Here is a 20,981-nt window from a genome sequence, read left to right as displayed (position 1 = left end):
TCTCGCTCACTCAGTCGTTGTCGTTGACGCCGGCACCGGCGCCGCTTCGGGAAGCCTCGCTGGCTTCCACCAGCAGGCGATGGGCCAGGGTCTTGAGTCGTGCCCAGATGGCGTCATCCACCTCGATGCCGTCCTGCAGCGCTCGCTGGCGGCAGGCCAGCAGCTCCGACTCCGAGTGACGGGCCAGCAGGTCGAGGTCGTGGTCGGCGCCCAGGGAGGGCAGCAGCTCCACGTGGTTGGCCATCACCAGGGTGATGCCGTCATTGGGCTCGTTCTCCTCGGGCACCTCGCGTACCGAGTAGACCCGCACCTCCGGGGTGGCATGGCCGGCACGGAAGCCCACCACCTGCTCGGTGAGCGGCTCCTGGGCATTGCGCCAGAAGGCGGTGATATTGATGCCGCGCCCGGCCAGGCGCGCCAGGTAGCCCATGATCAGCTGGCGATTGTGGCAGCGGCGAATCTTCACCACCGAGAGCCCCCGGGCCCGGGCCTTGGCATAGCCCAGTTCGGTGGCCAGGCTGATGCTGCGCAGCACGCTATGCCCCTGGCCATCCAGCACCGCCAGGTCACCATCCTGGTAGATCACCCGGGGCAGGGCCTCGGGGTCCTCGGCGAGCAGGAAATCCAGGCCGCGATTGAGCTGATCGACGCCGTTGAAGCCGTGACACTGCATCCAGGCCACCATGTCGGCAGCATCGGCGGCATCGCCCTCCTCGAAGCCGATGCCTCCGAAGGCCTTGCGGCACAGGCCTTGCAATTCGTTGAATGACACCTTCATGCGGATACCTCTCCCGATACCGACTGGGGGCGCACGGTCCCGCCCTCGTGGCGGGGTTCCAGGGGGAAACTCCAGTCATCGAAGTCGCCAAGATCCTCCGGCTCGGCATTGAGCTCCTCGACCAGGGGCGCGCCCTGGAAGAGGGTGATGCGCACCCAGCGATCCGACTTGGGATCGAAGCGACTGGCGCCGAAGAAGGCCAGCTTGGCGCGCAGCAGGTGCATGGGCTGCATGTCGCGATGCCAGAGATTGGCGTGAATGTCGCCGTAGGGCGCCTTCACCAGACTCTGGATGCGGCGCACGATCTCCTTGTGGCGCGGGTGCTCGAGCAGGAAGTCGACCACCTTGGCGCGGGGCGCTCCCTCCAGGAAATCGCGGATCACCCGGTGGCTGTGCGCCACCCGGGGGCCGATGGCGATGGGCATCTCCTTCTCGGCGCCGGGTTCGGCGTGGCGCACCCCCAGGCGGGGCTCCTCCTTCTCGGCGGAGCGATACCAGAACCAGTAGGCCCCCTCGTGGCTCGCGTAGTCGTGATCCAGCGCCCAGCCATAGTGGGTCTCGATCAGCTGACACAGGCGCATCAACGGCATGTCCGGTTCGAGGTCCAGGTTCTCCTCGACGCCCATCTGCTCTTCCAGGGGGTCGACCAGCTCCGGATAGAGCTCGATCAGCAGCGTATGGATCAGCTCCTGGGCCTCCAGGGGCAGGGTCCGCGCCCCCCAGGCCACCAGCTGGGCCCAGAGGTCGGGCTCCAGGGGCACGCTGGCCAACCAGGAGAGGACATCCGGCAGGGCGGCCACGCTGGCGGCATTGCGCGCACTCTGCTCGGCGTCCTCGGTGACCGTCTCGGCCAGATGCCGCATGGCGCGGCGGGTCAGTGCGATCAACCGCTCCCGGTCGCGTTCCTCGGGCACTCGACACAGGGTCAGGGCCAGGGCCGTTTCCCGCTGGGTCACCCACTGGGCGATCAGTTGCGGATGGTTGATCAGGAAGGGCGCCATGCCGAGCCCGGTGGAGTTGCCGATGCCCAGGTAGCGGCGCAGCTCGGTGGCCAGGGGGCAGGCGGTCTCGGGGGCCCGACAGGCGGCCAGGTGCTCCACCTGCTCGATGGAGAAGTGGCGCAGCAGGTAGACCCCGGCCATCTGCGCCGAGAAGGGGCGACGGAAATCGGGGTTGTCGTGCAGGCGGGCGAAGTCGGCGATGCCGAACTTGCCGTTGCCGTAGACCGCGGTGGTGCGATAGAGGTAGCCGACCCGGGTCAGCCAGGCGGGGTCGGGCTGCTCGCCCCGGGCCAGGGCATCGACGAAGTGGGCGAAGTTGCGCAGGCTCTTGTTGGCCCGGGACAGCACCAGCACCCGCGGATGCTGGCGCCCCGCCTCCTGCAGCGGCACATTGGCGGCCATCTGCGCCAGCAGGCCGTCATCCACGTCGCCCTCCACCAGGCCGAAGGTGACGTCCCAGGCTTCGGCGATCACCCGATCGGAGCGCCGCTCGTCCTCCAGCGGCTGGGCGAACATCACCCCGTGATAGCGACCATGGGGCGTCTGTAACCGGTAGATGGCGGTGCCATGCCCATCGTTGTCGAGGTCGAAGCGTACCCGGCTGATCTGCCAGCGCTGACGGCCCATCTGACGCATCAGGGTGCGCACGAAACTCAGTCGACAGGCGTGCAGGCTGCCCAGGCGCTCCAGGCGCATCACCTCATCGGCGGGCCTCAGGCTCAGGGGAGCCAAGGCAAGATCCCGATTAGTCATTGTCGATCACCTTGGGACGAGTGGTCAGGCCCTGCTGCCGGGCCATGGCATAGGCCGCCTGGGGCCCCAGCCACAGTGAGGGCAGCAGTACCAGGGAAACGGGGATCGCGGTGATCACGATGAACTGCTGGAGCACGCCGATCTGCCCGGCCCCCATATAGAGCAGGATGGCCGCCATCAGTGCCATGGCGACGCCCCAGAAGACTCGCACCCCGGTATGCGGCCGATCGTGGCCGGTGCAGACCACGGCGATGGCATAGCTCATGGAGTCACCGGTGGTGGCCACGAAGATGGTGGTCAGCAGCAGGATCGCCAGGGCCATCAGGGTGCCGCCGGGCAGCGCCTGGGCCACGGTGAGGGTCGCCACATCGAACTGGAAGTTGTTGAGGGCCTCGCCGAGGTCGATCACGCCACTGAGCTGGTAGTGGATCCCCGAGCCCCCCAGCAGGGTGAACCAGACCGTGGTGGCGATGGGCGCCATGACCGCCACCGCCAGGATCATCTGGCGAATGGTGCGCCCCCGGGAGATGCGCGCCACGAAGATCGCCATCAAGGGGCCGTAGCCGATGAACCAGGCGAAGAAGAACACCGTCCACCACTGCATCCACCAGGCCGGGGCGGTCTCCGAGGTCATGGTGGCCATGGCCAGGAAGGAACTCAGGTACTCGCCGAAGCCCTGCAGGTAGGCGTTGGTCAGGAAGAGGGTGGGACCGAACAGGAAGATGACCGCGGCGATGGCCAGGGCCAGGAAGACATTGAAGCGACTCAGCAGCTGGATACCGCGATGAATGCCGGTGGCCGCCGAGGTGACATAGACCGCCCCCAGCACCCCGAGGATGGCCAGTTGGGTGGCATAACCCGCCCCCACCCCGAACAGCTCGTGCAGGCCGAAGCTGACCTGGGTCGCCAGGAAGCCGATGGGGCCCACGGTGCCCGCCACCACGGCGATCACGCAGCAGGCATCCACCACGCCGCCGACCCAGCCACGCATCAACCGCTCGCCCAGTACCGGGTAGAGCAGGGTCCGCGGCTGCAGCGGCAGGCCCCGGTCATAGTGCCAGTAGGCCAGCACCACGGCGGTCAGGGAGCCCAGCACCGCCCAGGCCAGGAAGCCCCAGTGCATGAAGGATTGAGCCAGGGCACCGGCTACCGCCTCCACGGTCCCCGCCTCGGCTTCGAAGGCCGGCGGCGTGACCACGAAGTGGTAGACCGGCTCGCCGGCGGCGAAGAAGACCCCGCCCCCGGCCAGCAGGGTACACATGATGATCGAGAGCCACTTGAAGGTGCTCAGCTCCGGGGTGTCCCGACCGCCCACCTTGGCACTGGCCGCCGGCGAGACCGCCAGCCCCATGGCGATAAAGAAGGTCAACAACAGCAGCAGCTGGAAGTAGGAGCCGAGCACCGCGGCGGTCCAGGCGAAACCGGCGCCGATGGCGTTGGCCACCCCCTCCATGTCATAGAGGGAGAGCACCACGAAGAGCACGATAAAGCCGCCGCTCAGGCCGAGGACGACGGGATCGCCCAGGCCCTGGGCCGATCGAGTGGCGGCAGCCGGGCTGGCCGATGAGTCGAGTTGACTGCTCATAAAGGGTTGCCTCGTTGTCTGTTGTTATCGGAAAAGGCTGGCGTGATATGACGGGGGCTTAGCGCCTAGCCGGCGGGCGTGGCGGCTCGCTCCAGCAGCGCCACCCAGTTGCGCCCCATGATTCGTTCGACCTCCGCCTCGGCGAAACCGTGGCGACGCAGGCCCTCGATCAGCAGGGGAAAGTCGCGGCTGTCGCGCAGCCAGGGCAGCGGCCTCGGCCAGCCGGCGTTGCCGGCACTGCCCTCGCCATAGTCCATCTCCTTGGACCAGCGACCGTTGCGCATCCACTCCAGTACCGTGACCGGCTGGTCCTGGCAGAGATCGGTGCCCAGGCCCACGTGCTCGATGCCCATCAGGTCCACGGTGCGGGCGATCATCTCGCAGTAGGCCTCCAGGGTGCAGTCCGGCCCGTCCTTGAGGTGGAAGGGGTAGGCCGAAAAGCCCAGCAGGCCGCCGCTCTCGGCGATCGCCGCCAGCACCCGGTTGGACTTGTTGCGCTTGGCCGGATGGAAGAAGCTCGGGTTGGCATGGGAGATGATCACCGGGCGCTCGGAATACTCGATCGCCTCCAGGGTCGAGCGCTCGGCGCTATGGGACATGTCGATCACCATGCCGACCCGGTTCATCTCGCGGATCACCTGGCGGCCGAAGCGGGTGATGCCGCTGTCCTCGCTCTCGTAGCAGCCGCAGGCCAGCAGGCTCTGGTTGTTGTAGGTGAGCTGCATGATCAGCAGGCCCAGGCGGCGCATCACCGCCACCATGTCGATATCGTCCTCGATGGGCGAGCAGTTCTGGGCCCCCAGGAAGATCCCCACCTTGCCGGCTGCCTGGGCACGCAGGATATCGGCGGGTTCCAGCACCGGCATGATCAGGTCGGCGTGCTGTTCGAAGCGGCGATTCCACTCCCCCAGCCGGGAGAGGGTCTCCCGGGTGGTCTCGTGGTAGACCAGGGTGGCATGGACGGCATCGACGCCGCCCTCGCGCATCTGCTGGAAGATCTCCCGGGACCAGTTCGAGTACTGCAGGCCATCCACGGTCAGTAGCTGTTGCGACATGCTCCGCTCCTTACGCCTTGACGTAGCAGGTCTTGACCAGGGTGTAGAACTCCCGGGCGTAGCGCCCCTGCTCGCGGGGGCCGAAGCTCGAGTCCTTGCGACCGCCGAAAGGCACGTGATAGTCGGTGCCGGCGGTGGGCAGGTTGACCATCACGCAGCCGGTCTCGGCACGGGCCTTGAACTCGCTGGCCAGGGCCAGGGAGTCGGTGATGATCCCCGCGGTCAGGCCGAAGTTCGTGTCGTTGAGGGTGGCGATGGCCTCGTCCATGTCGGCGACCTTGATCACGCAGGCGATGGGGCCGAAGACCTCCTCCCGGTTGATGGCCATGGCGTTGGTGGTCCCGGTGAACAGGGTCGGCGCCATGAAGTAGCCGTCACCGACGCCTTCGAGGCGCTGGCCGCCGAAGGCCAGGGTGGCGCCGTCTGCCTTGGCGCGCTCGACCCAGGCCAGGTTGGATTCGAGCTGGCGGGCCTCGGCCACCGGCCCGATCTGCACGCCCTCCTCCAGGGCCGGCCCCACCTTGGCGCTGGCCAGGCGGGCCACCAGCTTCTCGACGAAGGCGTCATGCACGGCCTCATGAACGATCAGGCGTGACGAGGCGGTGCACTTCTGCCCGGTACCGGAGTAGGCGCCATTGAAGGCGGCCTCCACGGCCAGGTCGAGGTCGGCGTCCGCGGCGACGATCAGGGCGTTCTTGGAGCCCATCTCCAGCTGGCACTTGACCAGGTTGCCGGCGGTGGCCGCCGCCACCCGGCGCCCCACCTCGAGGGAACCGGTGAAGGTCAGGGCATCGATCTCGGGGCTCGAGATCAGCGCCTCGCCGACGCTGCCGCCGGCGCCCATCACCAGGTTGAAGGTACCGGCGGGCAGGGCCTGGCGGCTGATGATCTCGGTCAGCGCCCAGGCGCTGGCGGGCACCAGGTTGGCCGGCTTGAAGACTACCGCGTTACCGAAGGCCAGCGCCGGGGCGATCTTCCATACTGCCGTGGCCATGGGGAAGTTCCAGGGGCTGATCACCCCCACCACGCCGACCGGCTCGCGGCGGGTCTCCACCTCGACCCCGGGACGCACCGAGTCGACCCGCTCGTCGATCTGGCGCAGCACCTCGGCGGCATAATAGTGGAAGAACTGCGCCGAGCGTCCCACCTCGCCGATCCCCTCGGCCAGCGGCTTGCCCTCCTCCCGGGAGAGCAGGCGTCCCAACTCCTCCTTGCGGGCCATCAGTTCGTCGCCGATGGCCATCAGCAGCCCATAGCGCTGCTCCAGGCCGCTCTTGGCCCATTCGCGCTGGCCTCGCCTCGCCGCGGCGATGGCCTCGTTTACCTGGGCCATGCTGGCCTGGGCGAAGTGACCGATCAGGTCCTGGCGATCCGAGGGGCTGTGATTGGCGATGGTGCTCTCGCCCTCGACCCACTGACCGGCAATATAAAGGGAGTGCTTGGCAGACATGGTGACCTCCTGAATGACGTTGACGTCATCCTAGGAGAGCCACCAAGATAAGGATAATCAATAATTCAGATAATTTGATCAGAGACTCTTACCATGTTGCCGGAACTCAAGCTCCAGCCCCTGCGTTATGTGCTGGCCATCGTCGACCAGGGCGGCTTCCATGCCGCCGCCAAGCAGCTGCACCGCAGCCAACCGGCCCTCTCCATGGCGGTGCGCGACCTGGAGGCCAGGCTAGGCCAGGCGCTGTTCGAGAAGGGCAACGGCAAGGCGTTGCTGACGCCCTTCGGGCAGTGGTGCGAACCGCGCTTCCGTGAGCTGGTGGCCCATCACGACCGCCTCTGTCAGGCCGCCCTGGCCCTGGCCAGCCAACAGCGGGGACGGGTGGATATCGCCGCCGTGCCCTCGGTGGCCAGCCGCCTGATGCCCAGCCTCCTGGCCAGCTTCGTCCGCGACCATCCCGGCATCGAGATCAGCCTCCAGGACAACCACTCCGAGGGGGTCAACCAGATGGTACTCAAGGGCGAGGTGGAACTCGGCATCACCAGCCTGTGGCTGCCCGACGAGGCGCTGCACTTCACTCCCCTGCTGGGCGATGAGGTGGGAGTGGTGTGCCGCGACGATCACCCCCTGGCCCGGCACGAGTCGTTGCATTGGCAGGCGCTGGCGGGGCACCCGCTGATCCGCAATGGCACCTCGCGACTGCTGGAGGGCTCTCCCGCCGCCGAGCTGCTTGGCCGAAGCACGTTATATATTTCCAACATGATCTCCCTGACCGCCATGCTCGAGGCGGGCATCGGTATCACCACCCTGCCGCGCCTGGCCTTCCAGGAAGAGCATGAGCGGTTGCGCTTCGTTCCCCTGGCGGAGCCACGCCTGGAACGCCGCATCGGCCTGCTGCGACGCTCCAGGCAGAGCCTCTCCCCCGCCGCCGAAGCCATGCAGGCCCACCTGATGGCGCAGCTGGCCCCGCGCGAGGGCGCCTGAACGGCATCGGCAGCCTCCTGTACCGGGTCGCCACGGGGCCACTCAGACGACCAAAATAATTAACAGGGGAGGGCTTGGCGAGACGTTTTAAATAATGCACACTGCGTTAAATATGATGACAACACCCCCTGGAGGAGCCATGCCCGTGCTGCCCGACTTCCTGATTCCCAAGGCCTATATCGGTGGCCAGTGGCGCGACGCCGAGCGTCGTTTCGCCGTGACCAACCCCGCCACCGGTGAGCTGATCGCCGACGTGCCGGACCTGGGCGCCGACGAGGCCCGCGAGGCGGTGGCCGCCGCCGAGGCGAGCTGGGCCGACTGGCGCAAGCGTCCGGTCAAGGAGCGCGCCGCCCTGCTGCGCGCCTGGTACGAGGCCATCATGGCCAACCAGGAGGCGCTGGCCCAGCTGATGACCCAGGAACAGGGCAAGCCGCTGGCCGAGTCCCGGGGCGAGGTGGCCTACGGCGCCTCCTTCGTGGAGTACTACGCCGAGGAAGCCAAGCGCATGGCCGGCGAGACCCTGCCCAGCCATGGCGTCGACAAGCGCATCCTGGTGCTGCGCGAGCCGATCGGCGTGGTGGCCGCCATCACCCCCTGGAACTTCCCGCTGGCGATGATCACCCGCAAGTGCGCCCCGGCCCTGGCCGCCGGCTGCCCGGTGGTGATCAAGCCCGCCGAGGCCACCCCGCTGACCGCCCTGGCCCTGGTGCGCCTGGGCGAGCAGGTCGGCCTGCCCGCCGGCGTGCTCAACGTGGTGACCGCCGAGAAGCCGGCCGCCATCGGCGAGGTACTGACCACCGACCCGCGGGTGCGCAAGGTCTCCTTCACCGGCTCCACCCCGGTGGGCAAGAAACTGCTGGCCCAGTGTGCCGGCACCGTCAAGAAGGCGGCCATGGAGCTGGGCGGCAACGCGCCCTTCATCGTCTTCGACGACGCCGACCTGGACGCCGCCGTGGAAGGCGCCGTGGCCTCCAAGTACCGCAACTCCGGCCAGACCTGCGTGTGCACCAACCGGGTGCTGGTGCAGGCCGGCGTCTACGAGGCCTTCCTCGAGAAGCTGGCGGCCCGGGTCGCCCAGCTCAAGGTCGGCAACGGCCTGGAAGAGGGCGTCTCCCAGGGCCCGCTGATCAACATGGCCGCCGTCGAGAAGGTGCAGAGCCATGTGCGCGATGCCCTCGACAAGGGCGGTCGCCTGATCTGTGGCGGCGAACCCCATGCACTGGGCGGCACCTTCTTCCAGCCCACCGTGGTCGCCGACGTGACCACCGAGATGAAGGTGGCCACCGAGGAGACCTTCGGCCCCCTGGCGCCGGTGTTCCGCTTCGACACCGACGAGGAAGCCATCGCCATGGCCAACGCCACCGAGTTCGGCCTGGCCGCCTATTTCTACGCCCGCGACTATCGCCGCATCTGGAACGTGATGGAGGGACTGGAGTACGGCATGGTGGCGGTCAACGAGGGCATCCTCTCCACGGAGTTGGCCCCCTTCGGTGGCGTCAAGGAGTCGGGCCTGGGTCGCGAAGGCTCGCGGCACGGTCTCGAGGACTTTACTGAACTAAAGTATGTGTGTATCGGCGGCCTGTAAGCGCACGCCCCATCGACCCAAAGGAGGCTTTCTCATGAATAACGCTCAACTCAACGAGCTCAAGCAGCGCTACGTGGCCAAGGGTGCCGCCAGCCCCTCTCCCCAGTTCGTCGAGCGTGCCGAAAACGCCGAGCTGTGGGATGTCGAGGGCAAGCGCTACATCGACTTCGCCGGCGGCATCGGCGTACTCAACCTGGGTCACCGCCATCCCAAGGTGGTCGAGGCGGTCAAGGCCCAGCTCGACAAGCTGATGCACACCTGTCAGACCGTGATCTCCTACGCCCCCTATGTGCAGCTGGCCGAGAAGCTCTGCCAACTGACTCCGGTCAAGGGCGAGGCCAAGAGCATGATGGTCAACACCGGCGCCGAGGCCCTGGAGAACGCCGTCAAGATCGCCCGCGCCGCCACCGGCCGCAGCGGCATCATCTGCTTCGACGGCAGCTTCCACGGCCGTACCTTCATGACCCTGGCCATGACCGGCAAGGTGCTGCCCTACAAGAACGACTTCGGCCCCATGCCGGGCGATGTCTTCCGCGCCCCCTTCCCGGTGCCCTACCACGGCATCAGCGAGGAGGACTCCCTCAAGGCCCTGAAGACCCTCTTCAAGACCGATATCGCGCCGCATCGCACCGCCGCCATCGTCATCGAGCCGGTGCAGGGCGAAGGGGGCTTCTACGCCGCCTCCCCGGCCTTCCTCCAGGCCCTGCGCAAGCTGTGTGACGAGCACGGCATCCTGCTGATCGCCGACGAGGTGCAGTCCGGCTTCGGTCGTACCGGCAAGCTGTTCGCCCTGGAGCACAGCGGCATCGAGGCCGACATCATGACCATGGCCAAGTCCATGGCCGATGGCATGCCGCTCTCCGCGGTGGTGGGCACCGCCGAGGTGATGGACGCCTCCGGCCCCAACTCCCTGGGCGGCACCTACAGCGGCAACCCCCTGGCCTGCGCCGCCGCCCTGGCGGTGATCGAGGCCATCGAGTCCGAGAACATCCTCGAGAAGAGCGCCGCCCTGGGCAACAAGCTGGCCCAACGCTTCGCCAAGTGGCAGGGTGACTTCGAGGCGGTGGACAACTGCCGCAACCTCGGCTCCATGGCCGCCTTCGAGCTGGTCACCGACAAGGCCTCGCGCACCCCGGCCCCGGAACTGGCCGCCAAGCTGTGCCAGAAGGCCAAGGAGAAGGGGCTGATCCTGCTCTCCTGCGGTTTCTGGGGCAACTCCATCCGCTTCCTGATGCCGGTCACCATCGAGGACGCCATCCTCGAAGAGGGCCTGGACATCGTCGAGGCCGCCCTCGAGGAAGTGGTCGGCAGCAAGGCCTCCGCCACCGCCTAAGGGCTTGCCCGATCGCAGGTGGTAAAAAAACCGCCCGGCCAGTTGGCCGGGCGGTTTTTTGTGGTGCTCGAGCGACGTCGGTCACGCCTTCCTGAGCATATTGATGCCCCACAGCAGCACCACGGCCCCGACGATGGCGGTCACCAGGGAGCCGATAAAGCCCCCTGACTGCAGGCCCAGCAGGCCGAACAGGAAGCCGCCGATCACCGCCCCCAGGATGCCCACGCCGATATTGCCGAACAGCCCGAAGCCGCCGCCGCGCATCACATGGCCGGCGATCCAGCCGGCCAGCCCACCGATAATCAACCAGGCGATCAAGCCCATAAGCAAACTCCTTGTATGATCCGAGGATTTTCAGCGATGAAGTCGACTTCGACGTCAGAACGCCGAGCCGGGTTCCTTCAGGAAGGTCAATTCCTCCGGGGTGGATTGCCGCCCCAGGATGGCATTGCGATGCGGATAGCGCCCGAAACGCACGATGATCTCCCGGTGACGATGCTCGAAGCGCAGGTTCTCCTCCAGCCCCGGCTGGTCGAACAGCCGCACCGCCTGATCATGGATCGCCAGGGACTCGCTGTGCATATAGGGCATATAGAGGAAGGCCCGCCAGGGCACCGCCAGGGACTGGTCCGCGCCCCGAGCCACCGCCTCCTGGGCCAGCACCAGGGCCTGGGGGTCCTGGGCGAAGGCCCCGGGCGAGTCGCGGTGAATATTGCGCGAGAACTGATCGAGCACCAGGATCTCCGCCAGGCGTCCCTCGGCGGTCTCGCGCCACTCCCAGAGCTCGCCACGACTCGCCGCGACCAGGGTCTCGCCGAAGGCCTCGGCGATACGGCGATCCAGGGCCGCGTCCTTGGCGAACCACTGGCTCGGCGTCAGGGTCTCGAACCAGAAGCTCAGTACCGCCCGGGATGATTCGATGCTCATGCGTCTCTCCTTGACCGGGGCCCTTGGCAGGGCCGTGGTAATCGGTAGACTCCTTAGGCCCGAGACAATCCAGCCTAGCAGCGCGATGGACAATACGCCGAGGAGCCCTGATGTCCCCCCAAGATACCCTGGAAATGGCCACCTTTCTCTTCAATCTGCTGGGGCTGGTGATCTGCCTGCTGGGCCTGACCCTGGCCCGACGCCGGCGCCTGCTGGGCTATGGCATCGCCGTGACGGGCTTCGTGATCGCCGCCGCCCCCATGCTGGCACAACTCTTCCCACTGACCTGATCCGGCAGAGACACATTTCTTTGTTGTAACAAAACCAACAAACTACCAATAAAATCTCGACTTTCGTCTAATGAGGCGCGGACCTTCGCGCCGTAGAATCCCTGCCACCTAGTAAAATTACACAAACACTCCCCCAAGGGAGCCGTTCAACGGCAAGGATTCTTCCATGCACGCCCTGACCCTAGTCTCCTTCCTCTTCTTCACGGGCCTGGTGGCCCTGATCACCTGGTGGCTGACCCGCCGCGACGATCACGACAGCACCCGCGGCTACTTCCTGGCCGGGCGCAGCCTCACCTTCCCGCTGATCGCCGGCTCGCTGCTGATGACCAACCTCTCCACCGAGCAGATGGTGGGCCTCAATGGCGCCGCCTTCAGCGACGGCCTCAGCGTCATGGCCTGGGAGGTGATCGCGGTACTCGCCCTGGTGGCCCTGGCGCTGTTCTTCCTGCCGCGCTTTTTGAGAAGCGGCATCGCCACCCTGCCCCAGCTGCTGGCAATCCGTTTCGATAACGGCACCCAGCTGATCGCCAATATCATCTTCCTGATCGCCTACGCGGTGATCCTGCTGCCGATCATCCTCTACTCCGGCGCCATGGGCCTGCAGGGCATGCTCGACCTGCCCGGCCTTACCGGCATTCAGTCCACCACCACCCTGCTGTGGCTGACGGTCTGGGTCGTCGGCATCATCGGCGCCCTCTATGCCCTGTTCGGCGGCCTGCGCACCGTGGCGGTCTCCGACACCCTCAACGGCGTGGGGCTGCTGATCGGCGGCTTCCTGATCGTCTATGTGGGCCTGCAGGCGGTCAGCGGCGGTGAGGGCGTGCTGGCGGGCTGGGAGATCCTCAAGGCCAGCGACCCCCAGAAGCTCAACTCCATCGGTGGCCCGGAACAGCAGGTGCCCTTCTCCACCGTCTTCACCGGCGTGCTGCTGCTGCACCTCTTCTACTGGACCACCAACCAGCAGATCATCCAGCGCACCTTCGCCGCCAAGAACCTCGCCGAGGGCCAGAAGGGCGTGCTGCTCACCGGTGCCTTCAAGCTGCTCGGCCCCCTCTACCTGGTGCTGCCGGGGATCATCGCCTACCACCTCTATGCGGACCAGGGCGTGCGCGCCGACGAGGCCTATGGCCACCTGGTGTTCAACGTCCTGCCTCCCTACCTCACCGGCTTCTTCGCCGCGGTGATGGTCGGCGCCATCCTCTCCTCCTTCAACTCGGCGCTCAACAGCACCACCACCATCTTCAGCCTGGGCATCTACAAGGGCGTGCTGAAGAAGGACGCCAGCGAGGAGCAGGTGGTCAAGTCGGGCAAGGTGTTCGGCTGGATCATGGCCCTGACCACCATGACCATCGCCCCGCTGCTGGCGGGCCAGGAGAGCCTCTTCGGCTACCTGCAGAAGATGAACGCCATCTACTTCATCCCGCTGCTGGCGGTGGTGCTGGTGGGCCTGCTGACCAAGCGGGTGCCGGCCATGGCCGCCAAGGTCGCCCTGGTGGGGGGCTGCCTGCTGATCGCCGCGGGCTACTTCGTGCCGCCCTTCGACAAGCTGCCGGGGATCATGCACGAGTTCCACTTCGTGGCGGCGGTCTTCGTGCTGCTGGTGGCGGTGATGCTGCTGATCGGCAAGCTGCGCCCCCGCCCCACCCCCTGGGTCCACGAGGACAGCGGCGAGGTGGACCTGACCCCCTGGAAGGGTGCCGTGCCCTCGGCGGTGGTGCTGGTGGTCCTGGTGATCCTGCTCTACGGCGCCTTCGCCGGCTAGGCTCCCACCTGGCATTGAGCGCTGCTACGACCTGGCCCCGCTCCGCGCGGGGCCAGGTCGTTCTCGGCCCTTGCCGCGCCGTGCCCGGGAGGCCAGACTGGAAGCCTTAGCACGCAAAGGAATGTCGTCATGCCCCTTACCGTCACCCTGCTGTCGCTGTGCCAGGCCCTGCTGGTCAGCGGCAATATCCTCCTGATCGCCGTCTCGCCGCTGATCGGCGCCAGCCTGGCGCCCGGCCCCGCCTGGGCCACGGCGCCGGTGGCCACCCAGTGGCTGGGGCTGATGTGCGCCACCATCCCCGCCTCCCTGCTGATGGCGAAGCTGGGCCGCAAGCGCGGCTTCGTGCTCGGCAACCTGCTGGGGCTGAGTGGCGTGGCGGTGGCGGCCCAGGCCCTGGTGGCCGAGCACTTCCTGCTCTTTATGCTGGGAACCTGGCTGATCGGCATCGGTATCGGCTTCGGCCAGCTCTACCGCTTCGCCGCCGTGGAGGCGGCCCCGGCGGCGCTGCGCGACCGGGCCATCGGCCTGGTGATGGGCGGCGGGGTGCTGGCGGCCTTCTTCGGTCCCTGGCTGGCCCGCACCAGCCGCGAGCTGGCCGATACCCCCTTCCTGGGCAGCTTCCTGGGCCTCGGCGCCCTCTACCTGCTGGCCCTGGCGCTGATCGTCCTGCTGCGCCTGCCGCCACCGGCGGCCACCCATGGCGAGGGGCCCGCCCGTCCCCTGGGCACCATCCTGCGCCAGCCGGGCTTCGTCGTCGCCGTCACCGCGGCGCTGATCGGCTACGGGGTGATGAACCTGGCCATGACCGCCACGCCCCTGGCCATGGCCGGCGCCGGCCACCACTTCGATCATGTCGCCGCGACCATTCAGTGGCACGTGGTGGCCATGTTCCTGCCCTCCTTCGTCACCGGCCGCCTGACCGGCCGCTTCGGCGCCCCGCGCATGATCCTCGCCGGCTGCCTGCTGCTCGCCGCCAGCGCCCTGGTGGCCCAGGTGGAGGCCGGGGTGATGGGCTTCCACCTGGGGCTGATCCTGCTCGGGCTGGGCTGGAACTTCACCTTCCTGCCCGCCACCGGCCTGCTCACCGAGACCTACCGCCCCGCCGAGAAGGCCCGCACCCAGGCCGCCAACGAATTCCTGGTCTTCTCCACCGTGACCCTCACCGCCCTGCTCGCCGGCCCCCTGGTCGCCGGCCTGGGCTGGGCCGCACTGAACGCCTGGCTGCTGCCCCTGTGCCTGCTGCCGGCGGCGGCCCTGGCCTGGCAACGCCTTGCCAAGCCGGCCCCGGATCCCCACATTAGTGACTGACCCAGCCACGCCCAGCCACGAGAACGCTCATGCGACCGCCCTCGGCCCGCAACCTTCAGGACCTGCTCGACCGGGGCCGTGACCGCCAGCTGCGACTGGCGGTCACCGGCCTCTCCCGGGCCGGCAAGACCGCCTTCCTCACCTCCCTGGTCAACCAGCTGCGTCATGCCGGCCTGGAGGCGCGCCTCGACCTGCTACCCGCCGCTCGGGAGGGGCGCCTGCTGGGGGCCCGACGGGTCGATCAAGGTGACCTCTCGGTGCCCCGCTTCCCCTATGACCCGGCCATGGCGGCCCTCACCGAGACGCCGCCGCGCTGGCCGGAGCCGACCCGGGGCATCAGCGAGCTGCGCCTGCTGATCCGCTACCGCCCCGCCCGGCGCGGCCTGCTGGGCGGCGAGACCCGCCAGCTGACCCTGGACCTGTTCGACTACCCGGGCGAATGGCTGCTCGACCTGCCGCTGCTGGGCCACGACTACGCCAGCTGGAGCCGGGCCCAGTGGCAGGGCCTGGGGCCGGCACGACGCGAGCACTTCGCCGCCTGGCTGGCGGCGGTGGCCGAACTCGACCCGGCGGCCCCCGCCGAGGAGGCCCAGTTGGCCGAGCTCGCCGGGCGCTATGCCGAGGGGCTGCGCTCGGCCCGGGAAGCGGGCTTCGCCGACCTGCAACCGGGGCGCTTCCTGCTTCCCGGCGACCTCGAAGGCGCCCCGGTGCTGCAGTTCTTCCCGCTGCCCGGCCTCGACGACACCCCCGCCAAGCCGGCCCCCGAGAGCAACCTGGCCACCCTGGCCCGGCGCTTTCGCCACTACCAGCAGAAGATCGTCAAGCCCTTCTACCGGGAGCATTTCCGCCGCTTCGACCGGCAGATCGTGCTGGTCGACCTGCTCGGCGCCCTGGCCGCCGGCCCGGAGCGCTTCGACGACCTGGCCCGGGCGCTGGGCACCCTGATGCAGAGCTTCGACTACGGCAAGCGCAGTCTGATGAACCGGCTCTTCGCGCCGCGCATCGACCGCCTGGCCATCGCCGCCACCAAGGCCGACCATGTCACCCCGGAGCAGCACCCGCGCCTGGTCGCCCTGCTGGAGGCGCTGCTGGCGGAGCCCCTCAAGGAGCTGCGCTTCGCCGACGTGCCGGTCAAGGGGCTCTCCCTGGCCGCCATCCGCGCCACCGAGCCCCGGGAGGTGACCCGCCAGGGCACCACCAGCCCCGCCCTGCGCGGTACCCTGCTGAACGGCGAGGAGGCCCTGCTGTTTCCCGGCGAGGTCCCGGCACGCCTGCCGGAGCACGATTTCTGGACGCGCCAGGGCTTCGACTTCCCGGCCTTTCGCCCCCCGGTGATCGATGGCGGCGCCCTGCCCCATCTGCGCCTCGATGCCGCCCTGGACTGGCTCCTGGGCGACAAGCTGCAATGACTGCGAACAAGAGACTGGCCCATGAGTGACCCGCGCCCGGGACAACGCTTTTCCCTCGACGAGCCGCCCGCCGCCAAGCGGCGACAGTGCCCGGCCATGACTGCGAGCAAGAGACTGGCCCATGAGTGACCCGCGCCCCGGAAAGCGCTTTTCCCTCGACGAGACGCCTCCGGCCCGGGGCGATCCCCGCCCCGGGCAGCGTTTCGAGGATCTCGACGCCGGCCGCCCCCTGGACGAGTCGGCCGAGCCGGGCCGTGACGAGGTGGGCCGTGCCGAGGCGGTGCTCGATGCCGGCCTGGCCCGGCCGCGCAAGCGCCGCTGGGGCCTGCTGACCCTGCTCGGCGGTGCCCTGGGCCTGGGGGCCCTGGAGGGCGCCCAGACCCTCTATCGGGCCAGCCTCGGCGGCGACTGGCTGGCCGGCGGCTGGAGCCTCTTGCTGCTGCTGGCCCTGGGGCTGGGGGGCACGGCCCTGGGCCGGGAGCTGTGGCGACTCAGGCGACTGCGCCGCCATGACCGGCTGCGCGAGGCCCTGGAGGCCCTCCCCCAGGCCGGCCCGACGGAGGCCCAGGCTCTGGCGGAGCGGCTGCGTCACCAGCTCGGCCTCGACGACGACCATCCCCACTGGCGGGGCTACCTGGCCGCCCGGGCGCCTCACCATGACGGCGCCGAGACCGCGGTGCTGCTGGCCCACCACCTGCTGGCCCCCCGCGACCGGGAGGCGCGACGGCTGATCTCGCGAATGTCCGGTGACACCGCGGTGATGGTGGCGCTGAGCCCCTTGACCCTGGTGGACATGGCCCTGGTCGCCTGGCGCAACCTGGCCCTGGTGGATCGCCTGGCCCGCCTCTACGGCCTGGAGCTGGGCTACGCCAGCCGCCTGCGCCTGCTGCGGGCGGTGCTCTACAACATGGCCTTCGCCGGCGCCAGCGAGCTGGCCAGCGAGGCGGGCATGGAACTGGTGTCGATGAACCTGGCGGGGCGCATCTCGCTGCGCGGCGCCCAGGGGCTGGGAATCGGGCTGCTCAGTGCCCGCCTCGGCCTGCGTACCCAGCGCCTGGCCCGTCCCCTGGCCTTCGCCGAGAGCGAGGCGCCGCGCCTCAAGGACCTGCGCCGGGATGTCTGGCAGCGCCTGCGCCGCCTGGAAACCCAGGACGCCGGCGACAAGACGCCCGGGAGTTGATCCTGGTCAAGCCACGCCGGCGAAGATGGCCTAGGATGGATACCAAGCGCCGCGAGACGGCGAAGTCCCCGACGAGAAAGGAGAGGTTCCATGTACAAGTCACTGCTGGTTGCCGTGGATGGTTCCGAGAACGGCAAGAAGGCCCTGGAGCTGGCCTGTCAGCTGGCCCAGGGGGAGACCACCCTGCATATCCTGCATATCCCCGAGTCCCTGGCCCACGAGACCACCCTGGTGTGGGGCATCGGTGCCATCGCCATCGAGGCCAGCCGCCAGGACCTGGAGGCCGCCGGCAAGCAGGTGATCGAACGGGCCGAGGCCCAGGCCAAGGAGCTGGGCGTGGCCAAGGTCGAGACCCATCTGGGTCAGGGCGAACCGGCCCGCACCATCCTCAGCAAGGCCAAGACCCTGGGGGTCGACACCATCGTGCTGGGCAGTCGCGGCCTGGGCGATCTGGCCGGCCTGGTGATGGGCAGCGTCTCCCACAAGGTGATGCACAGCGCCAAGTGTGGCGTAATCACCATCCGCTAAGCCCCCTCCAGGTAAGCCGATAGGGCGCCGCCAAGGGCGGCGCTATCCCTCTTCGTCAGATCCCCCATTCTGATCACGCCAGGCGTTGCTCGCTCTCGCCATCGAAGAGCACCGCCCGCTCCAGGTCGATGCGCAGCGCCAGGCGCTCGCCGGGCACCGCCGGACAGCGGGGCCCCACCCGGGCGGTGACCTCCCCCGTCCCCAGGGGCAGTCGCAACAGGATATCCGCCCCGGTGGGCTCGGCCACCGAGACCCGCGCGCTGAAGGGCGCCCCCTGAGCCGCCTCGTCGAGGCGCGCGTCATGCTCGGCGAAATGCTCGGGGCGCAGGCCCAGCAGCACCCGCTGGCCTACTCGCGAGGCCAGGGCCTCGGTGGGCCTCGGCCAGGGCAGGCAGAGATCGTCCTCCCCGGGGGTGGCGATCCGCAACCGGTAGCCCTGCCCCGCGTCGCCCTCCAGGGTGGCCTCGATCAGGTTCATCGACGGCGAGCCCATGAACTCCGCCACGAAGCGATTGACCGGGTCGTTGTAGATCGCCTCCGGGGTACCCAGCTGGAGGATCTCGCCGTCGCGCATCACGGCGATGCGGTCGGCCAGGGTCATCGCCTCGATCTGGTCGTGGGTGACATAGACGATGGTGGTGCCGAGGCGCTGATGGAGCTTCTTGATCTCGGTGCGCATGTCCACCCGCAGCTTGGCATCCAGGTTGGAGAGCGGCTCGTCGAAGAGATAGACCTGGGGCTCCCGGGCCAGGGCGCGGCCCATGGCCACCCGCTGGCGCTGGCCGCCGGAGAGCTGCGACGGCTTGCGCTCGAGCAGGTGGGAGATCTGCAGCAGATCGGCGACCCGCTCCACCGCCGCCTCCCGCTCGCCCCGGGGCATCTTGCGCATCTCCAGGCCGAAGGCGATGTTCTGGCGCACCGTCATGCTGGGGTAGAGGGCGTAGGACTGGAACACCATGGCGATGTCCCGCTCCGCCGGGGTACACCAGGTGACGTCGCGCCCGGCGATGCGGATCTCCCCGGAAGTGACCGGCTCGAGGCCGGCGATGGCGTTCATCAGCGTCGACTTGCCGCAGCCGGAGGGGCCCACCAGGATCAGGAACTCCCCCGATTCGATGGCCAGGCTGACCTCCTTGAGCACCTCGGTGTTGCCGAAGGTCTTGCGAACCTCGTTGATTTCCAGTGCCGACATGGCGATTACCTCGTTATTAATTGTTGTCTTGGGTTCTTGGACCTAGCCCTTGACGGAGCCGGCGGTCAGCCCGCGCACGAAATACTTGCCGGCCAGCACATAGACCACCAGGGTCGGCAGGGCGGCGATCATGGCGGCGGCCATGTCCACGTTGTACTCCTTGACCCCGGTGGAGGTGTTGACCAGGTTGTTGAGGGCCACCGTCACCGGCTGGGTGTCGTGCCCCGAGAAGGCCACCCCGAACAGGAAGTCGTTCCAGATCTGGGTGAACTGCCAGATCACCGAGACCACCAGGATCGGCGCCGACACCGGCAGCAGGATGCGCCAGAAGATGCGAAAGAAGCCCGCCCCGTCCAGCTTGGCCGCGGCCACCAGCTCCCGCGGCACCGCCACGTAGAAGTTGCGGAAGAACAGGGTGGTGAAGGCGATGCCGAACACCACATGCACCAGGATCAGCCCCGCCCGGGAGCTGGCCAGGCCCAGCCAGCCCAGGGTCTGGGCCATGGGCAGCAGCACCACCTGGAAGGGGATGAAGCAGCCGAAGAGCATCAGCGCGAAGAGCAGCTCCGAGCCCTTGAAGCGCCACTGGGTCAGGGCATAGCCGTTGAGCGCCCCTATCAGGGTGGAGATCAGCACCGCCGGGATCACGATGGCGAAGGAGTTCCAGAAGTAGCCACCGATGCCCTCGCAGCGCATCCCGGTGCAGGCCTCCCCCCAGGCCTTGGCCCAGGGCTCCAGGGTCGGCGCCAGGGGCAGCGCCAGCAGGCTGCCGGCACGGATCTCCTCCAGGGGCTTGATGGAGGTGAGCAGCATCACCACCAGGGGCAGCAGGTAGAAGAGCGCGGCCAGGATCAGGGTGGCATAGAGGGCCATTCGGCCCAGCCGGGCCAGGGGCGTCTGGCGACGGATCACGTTAGCCATGCTTGCGACTCCTCAGTTCCGAATAGAGGTAGGGCACCAGGATCGCCAGCACGCCGCCCAGCATCAGCATGGCGCTGGCGGAGCCCAGGCCGATCTGGGCGCGGTTGAAGGCGTGGGCGTACATGAAGGTGGCGGGCAGGTCCGAGGCGTAGCCGGGGCCGCCGCCGGTCAGCGCCACCACCAGGTCGAAGCTCTTGATGGCGATATGGGCGAGGATCATCACCGCGCTGAACACCACCGGGCGCAGGCAGGGCAGGACCACCCGCCAGTAGATCCGCGGCAGGCTGGCGCCATCGAGCTGGGCGGCCTTGATGATGCTGTCGTCGATGCCGCGCAGCCCGGCCAGGAAGAGCGCCATGACGAAGCCGGAGGCCTGCCAGACCGCGGCGATCACCAGGGTGTAGACCGCCATGTCCGGGTTCACCAGCCAGTCGAAGCGAAAGCCCTCGAAGCCCCAGCCACGCACCATGGCCTCCAGCCCCAGGCTGGGGTTGAGCAGCCACTTCCAGGCCACCCCGGTGACGATAAAGGAGAGCGCCATGGGATAGAGGTAGAGGGTGCGCAGGGCCCCCTCCTGGCGGATGCGCTGGTCGAGCAGGATCGCCAGCAGGGCCCCCAGCACCAGGCAGATGGCGATAAAGAGGCCGCCGAAGAGCACCAGGTTGGTGGAGGCCACCCACCAGCGGTCGTTGGCCATCAGCCGCGCATACTGGGCGAAGCCGACGAAGTCGTAGCTGGGCAGCATCCGCGAGTTGGTCAGGGAGAGCACGAAGGTCCACAGCATGAAGCCGTAGACGAAACACAGGGAGACGGCCGCCGAGGGGGCCAGCACCAGGCGCGGCAGCCAGGCCTGGAGGCGCGCCGCCGGGGTCGGTCGGGCGGCCGCGGGCCGCCCGACCTCCCGGGAGGTCGAAAGCGATAGGGGCATGGGAGTCACCGT

The 20,981-nt window shown here is 68.3% G+C and carries 19 protein-coding genes; 9 read left to right on the top strand and 10 right to left on the bottom strand.

The genetic code is table 11. From position 1 onward, the window contains the following. Positions 1 to 10: 10 nt before the first annotated feature. From IHD13_RS07450 to IHD13_RS07430, 5 genes are all read right to left on the bottom strand, one after another. A complete protein-coding gene (locus IHD13_RS07450; protein ID WP_195860408.1) occupies positions 11 to 778 on the bottom strand; it encodes a DUF3726 domain-containing protein in 768 nt (255 codons plus the stop codon). Beyond that, on the bottom strand, positions 775 to 2,532 hold the full coding sequence (locus tag IHD13_RS07445; RefSeq protein WP_195860407.1) for a hypothetical protein: 1,758 nt from the start codon (positions 2,530 to 2,532) through the stop codon (positions 775 to 777). Before IHD13_RS07445 ends, IHD13_RS07450 begins: the two co-directional genes overlap by 4 nt. Continuing rightward, the gene (locus IHD13_RS07440) at positions 2,525 to 4,117 is read right to left on the bottom strand and encodes a BCCT family transporter (RefSeq protein WP_195860406.1); all 1,593 of its coding nucleotides are present in this window, start codon (positions 4,115 to 4,117) and stop codon (positions 2,525 to 2,527) included. Before IHD13_RS07440 ends, IHD13_RS07445 begins: the two co-directional genes overlap by 8 nt. A gap of 65 nt (positions 4,118 to 4,182) precedes the next feature. After that, positions 4,183 to 5,172, bottom strand: a complete 990-nt coding sequence (locus IHD13_RS07435; RefSeq protein ID WP_195860405.1) for a dipeptidase — start codon at positions 5,170 to 5,172, stop codon at positions 4,183 to 4,185. A gap of 10 nt (positions 5,173 to 5,182) precedes the next feature. Continuing rightward, a complete protein-coding gene (locus IHD13_RS07430) occupies positions 5,183 to 6,622 on the bottom strand; it encodes an aldehyde dehydrogenase family protein (RefSeq protein WP_195860404.1) in 1,440 nt (479 codons plus the stop codon). A 93-nt stretch (positions 6,623 to 6,715) separates the two neighbouring features. Between IHD13_RS07430 and IHD13_RS07425 the strand changes: the two genes are divergently transcribed. From IHD13_RS07425 to gabT, 3 genes are all read left to right on the top strand, one after another. Beyond that, positions 6,716 to 7,606 carry a LysR family transcriptional regulator gene (locus IHD13_RS07425; RefSeq protein WP_195860403.1) on the top strand — a complete coding sequence of 297 codons (891 nt, stop codon included), beginning with the start codon at positions 6,716 to 6,718 and terminating at the stop codon, positions 7,604 to 7,606. Positions 7,607 to 7,745: 139 nt separating this feature from the next. Continuing rightward, on the top strand, positions 7,746 to 9,191 hold the full coding sequence (locus tag IHD13_RS07420; RefSeq protein ID WP_195860402.1) for an NAD-dependent succinate-semialdehyde dehydrogenase: 1,446 nt from the start codon (positions 7,746 to 7,748) through the stop codon (positions 9,189 to 9,191). A gap of 34 nt (positions 9,192 to 9,225) precedes the next feature. Beyond that, entirely contained in the window at positions 9,226 to 10,524 is a 1,299-nt protein-coding gene (gene gabT, locus IHD13_RS07415; RefSeq protein ID WP_195860401.1) for a 4-aminobutyrate--2-oxoglutarate transaminase, read from the top strand. A gap of 81 nt (positions 10,525 to 10,605) precedes the next feature. On the opposite strand, the gene IHD13_RS07410 is transcribed toward gabT, so the two are convergent. Together IHD13_RS07410 and IHD13_RS07405 are read right to left on the bottom strand one after the other, a co-directional pair. After that, a complete protein-coding gene (locus IHD13_RS07410; protein WP_195860400.1) occupies positions 10,606 to 10,848 on the bottom strand; it encodes a GlsB/YeaQ/YmgE family stress response membrane protein in 243 nt (80 codons plus the stop codon). A gap of 54 nt (positions 10,849 to 10,902) precedes the next feature. Continuing rightward, a complete protein-coding gene (locus IHD13_RS07405; protein ID WP_195860399.1) occupies positions 10,903 to 11,451 on the bottom strand; it encodes a DUF924 family protein in 549 nt (182 codons plus the stop codon). A 110-nt stretch (positions 11,452 to 11,561) separates the two neighbouring features. Between IHD13_RS07405 and IHD13_RS07400 the strand changes: the two genes are divergently transcribed. The 6 genes from IHD13_RS07400 to IHD13_RS07375 all read left to right on the top strand — a co-directional run bounded on the left by IHD13_RS07400 (position 11,562) and on the right by IHD13_RS07375 (position 17,928). Then, complete coding sequence (locus IHD13_RS07400) at positions 11,562 to 11,741, top strand: hypothetical protein (protein ID WP_195860398.1); 180 nt, start codon at positions 11,562 to 11,564, stop codon at positions 11,739 to 11,741. A gap of 166 nt (positions 11,742 to 11,907) precedes the next feature. Beyond that, positions 11,908 to 13,503, top strand: coding sequence for a solute:sodium symporter family transporter (locus IHD13_RS07395; RefSeq protein WP_195860397.1), 1,596 nt, complete (start codon positions 11,908 to 11,910; stop codon positions 13,501 to 13,503). Positions 13,504 to 13,632: 129 nt separating this feature from the next. Next, positions 13,633 to 14,811 (top strand): MFS transporter, encoded by a 1,179-nt coding sequence (locus IHD13_RS07390; protein ID WP_195860396.1) that lies wholly within the window; start codon positions 13,633 to 13,635, stop codon positions 14,809 to 14,811. A 29-nt stretch (positions 14,812 to 14,840) separates the two neighbouring features. Continuing rightward, positions 14,841 to 16,220 carry a YcjX family protein gene (locus tag IHD13_RS07385; RefSeq protein WP_195860395.1) on the top strand — a complete coding sequence of 460 codons (1,380 nt, stop codon included), beginning with the start codon at positions 14,841 to 14,843 and terminating at the stop codon, positions 16,218 to 16,220. Positions 16,221 to 16,341: 121 nt separating this feature from the next. Further along, positions 16,342 to 17,400 (top strand): TIGR01620 family protein, encoded by a 1,059-nt coding sequence (locus tag IHD13_RS07380; protein ID WP_195860394.1) that lies wholly within the window; start codon positions 16,342 to 16,344, stop codon positions 17,398 to 17,400. A gap of 90 nt (positions 17,401 to 17,490) precedes the next feature. Next, positions 17,491 to 17,928 carry a universal stress protein gene (locus IHD13_RS07375; RefSeq protein ID WP_195860393.1) on the top strand — a complete coding sequence of 146 codons (438 nt, stop codon included), beginning with the start codon at positions 17,491 to 17,493 and terminating at the stop codon, positions 17,926 to 17,928. Positions 17,929 to 18,001: 73 nt separating this feature from the next. Here IHD13_RS07375 and IHD13_RS07370 read toward each other — a convergent pair whose 3' ends face one another. The 3 genes from IHD13_RS07370 to IHD13_RS07360 are packed head-to-tail and all read right to left on the bottom strand — an operon-like array spanning position 18,002 to position 20,969. Beyond that, positions 18,002 to 19,120, bottom strand: coding sequence for an ABC transporter ATP-binding protein (locus IHD13_RS07370; RefSeq protein WP_195860392.1), 1,119 nt, complete (start codon positions 19,118 to 19,120; stop codon positions 18,002 to 18,004). Positions 19,121 to 19,162: 42 nt separating this feature from the next. Next, a complete protein-coding gene (locus IHD13_RS07365) occupies positions 19,163 to 20,041 on the bottom strand; it encodes a carbohydrate ABC transporter permease (protein ID WP_195860391.1) in 879 nt (292 codons plus the stop codon). Next, positions 20,034 to 20,969, bottom strand: coding sequence for a carbohydrate ABC transporter permease (locus tag IHD13_RS07360; protein ID WP_195860390.1), 936 nt, complete (start codon positions 20,967 to 20,969; stop codon positions 20,034 to 20,036). Before IHD13_RS07360 ends, IHD13_RS07365 begins: the two co-directional genes overlap by 8 nt. Positions 20,970 to 20,981: the final 12 nt, after the last annotated feature.

Source organism: Halomonas sp. 328 (genome assembly GCF_015645095.1).
Taxonomy (GTDB): Bacteria; Pseudomonadota; Gammaproteobacteria; order Pseudomonadales; family Halomonadaceae; genus Bisbaumannia.
This window is presented reverse-complemented; position numbering and strand designations above follow the sequence as displayed.

Coding starts and splice junctions, on each gene's coding strand:
- IHD13_RS07450 (WP_195860408.1), bottom strand. CDS start 778: ATGAAGGTGTCATTCAACGAATTGCAAGGCCTGTGCCGCAAGGCCTTC.
- IHD13_RS07445 (WP_195860407.1), bottom strand. CDS start 2,532: ATGACTAATCGGGATCTTGCCTTGGCTCCCCTGAGCCTGAGGCCCGCC.
- IHD13_RS07440 (WP_195860406.1), bottom strand. CDS start 4,117: ATGAGCAGTCAACTCGACTCATCGGCCAGCCCGGCTGCCGCCACTCGA.
- IHD13_RS07435 (WP_195860405.1), bottom strand. CDS start 5,172: ATGTCGCAACAGCTACTGACCGTGGATGGCCTGCAGTACTCGAACTGG.
- IHD13_RS07430 (WP_195860404.1), bottom strand. CDS start 6,622: ATGTCTGCCAAGCACTCCCTTTATATTGCCGGTCAGTGGGTCGAGGGC.
- IHD13_RS07425 (WP_195860403.1), top strand. CDS start 6,716: ATGTTGCCGGAACTCAAGCTCCAGCCCCTGCGTTATGTGCTGGCCATC.
- IHD13_RS07420 (WP_195860402.1), top strand. CDS start 7,746: ATGCCCGTGCTGCCCGACTTCCTGATTCCCAAGGCCTATATCGGTGGC.
- gabT (WP_195860401.1), top strand. CDS start 9,226: ATGAATAACGCTCAACTCAACGAGCTCAAGCAGCGCTACGTGGCCAAG.
- IHD13_RS07410 (WP_195860400.1), bottom strand. CDS start 10,848: ATGGGCTTGATCGCCTGGTTGATTATCGGTGGGCTGGCCGGCTGGATC.
- IHD13_RS07405 (WP_195860399.1), bottom strand. CDS start 11,451: ATGAGCATCGAATCATCCCGGGCGGTACTGAGCTTCTGGTTCGAGACC.
- IHD13_RS07400 (WP_195860398.1), top strand. CDS start 11,562: ATGTCCCCCCAAGATACCCTGGAAATGGCCACCTTTCTCTTCAATCTG.
- IHD13_RS07395 (WP_195860397.1), top strand. CDS start 11,908: ATGCACGCCCTGACCCTAGTCTCCTTCCTCTTCTTCACGGGCCTGGTG.
- IHD13_RS07390 (WP_195860396.1), top strand. CDS start 13,633: ATGCCCCTTACCGTCACCCTGCTGTCGCTGTGCCAGGCCCTGCTGGTC.
- IHD13_RS07385 (WP_195860395.1), top strand. CDS start 14,841: ATGCGACCGCCCTCGGCCCGCAACCTTCAGGACCTGCTCGACCGGGGC.
- IHD13_RS07380 (WP_195860394.1), top strand. CDS start 16,342: ATGAGTGACCCGCGCCCCGGAAAGCGCTTTTCCCTCGACGAGACGCCT.
- IHD13_RS07375 (WP_195860393.1), top strand. CDS start 17,491: ATGTACAAGTCACTGCTGGTTGCCGTGGATGGTTCCGAGAACGGCAAG.
- IHD13_RS07370 (WP_195860392.1), bottom strand. CDS start 19,120: ATGTCGGCACTGGAAATCAACGAGGTTCGCAAGACCTTCGGCAACACC.
- IHD13_RS07365 (WP_195860391.1), bottom strand. CDS start 20,041: ATGGCTAACGTGATCCGTCGCCAGACGCCCCTGGCCCGGCTGGGCCGA.
- IHD13_RS07360 (WP_195860390.1), bottom strand. CDS start 20,969: ATGCCCCTATCGCTTTCGACCTCCCGGGAGGTCGGGCGGCCCGCGGCC.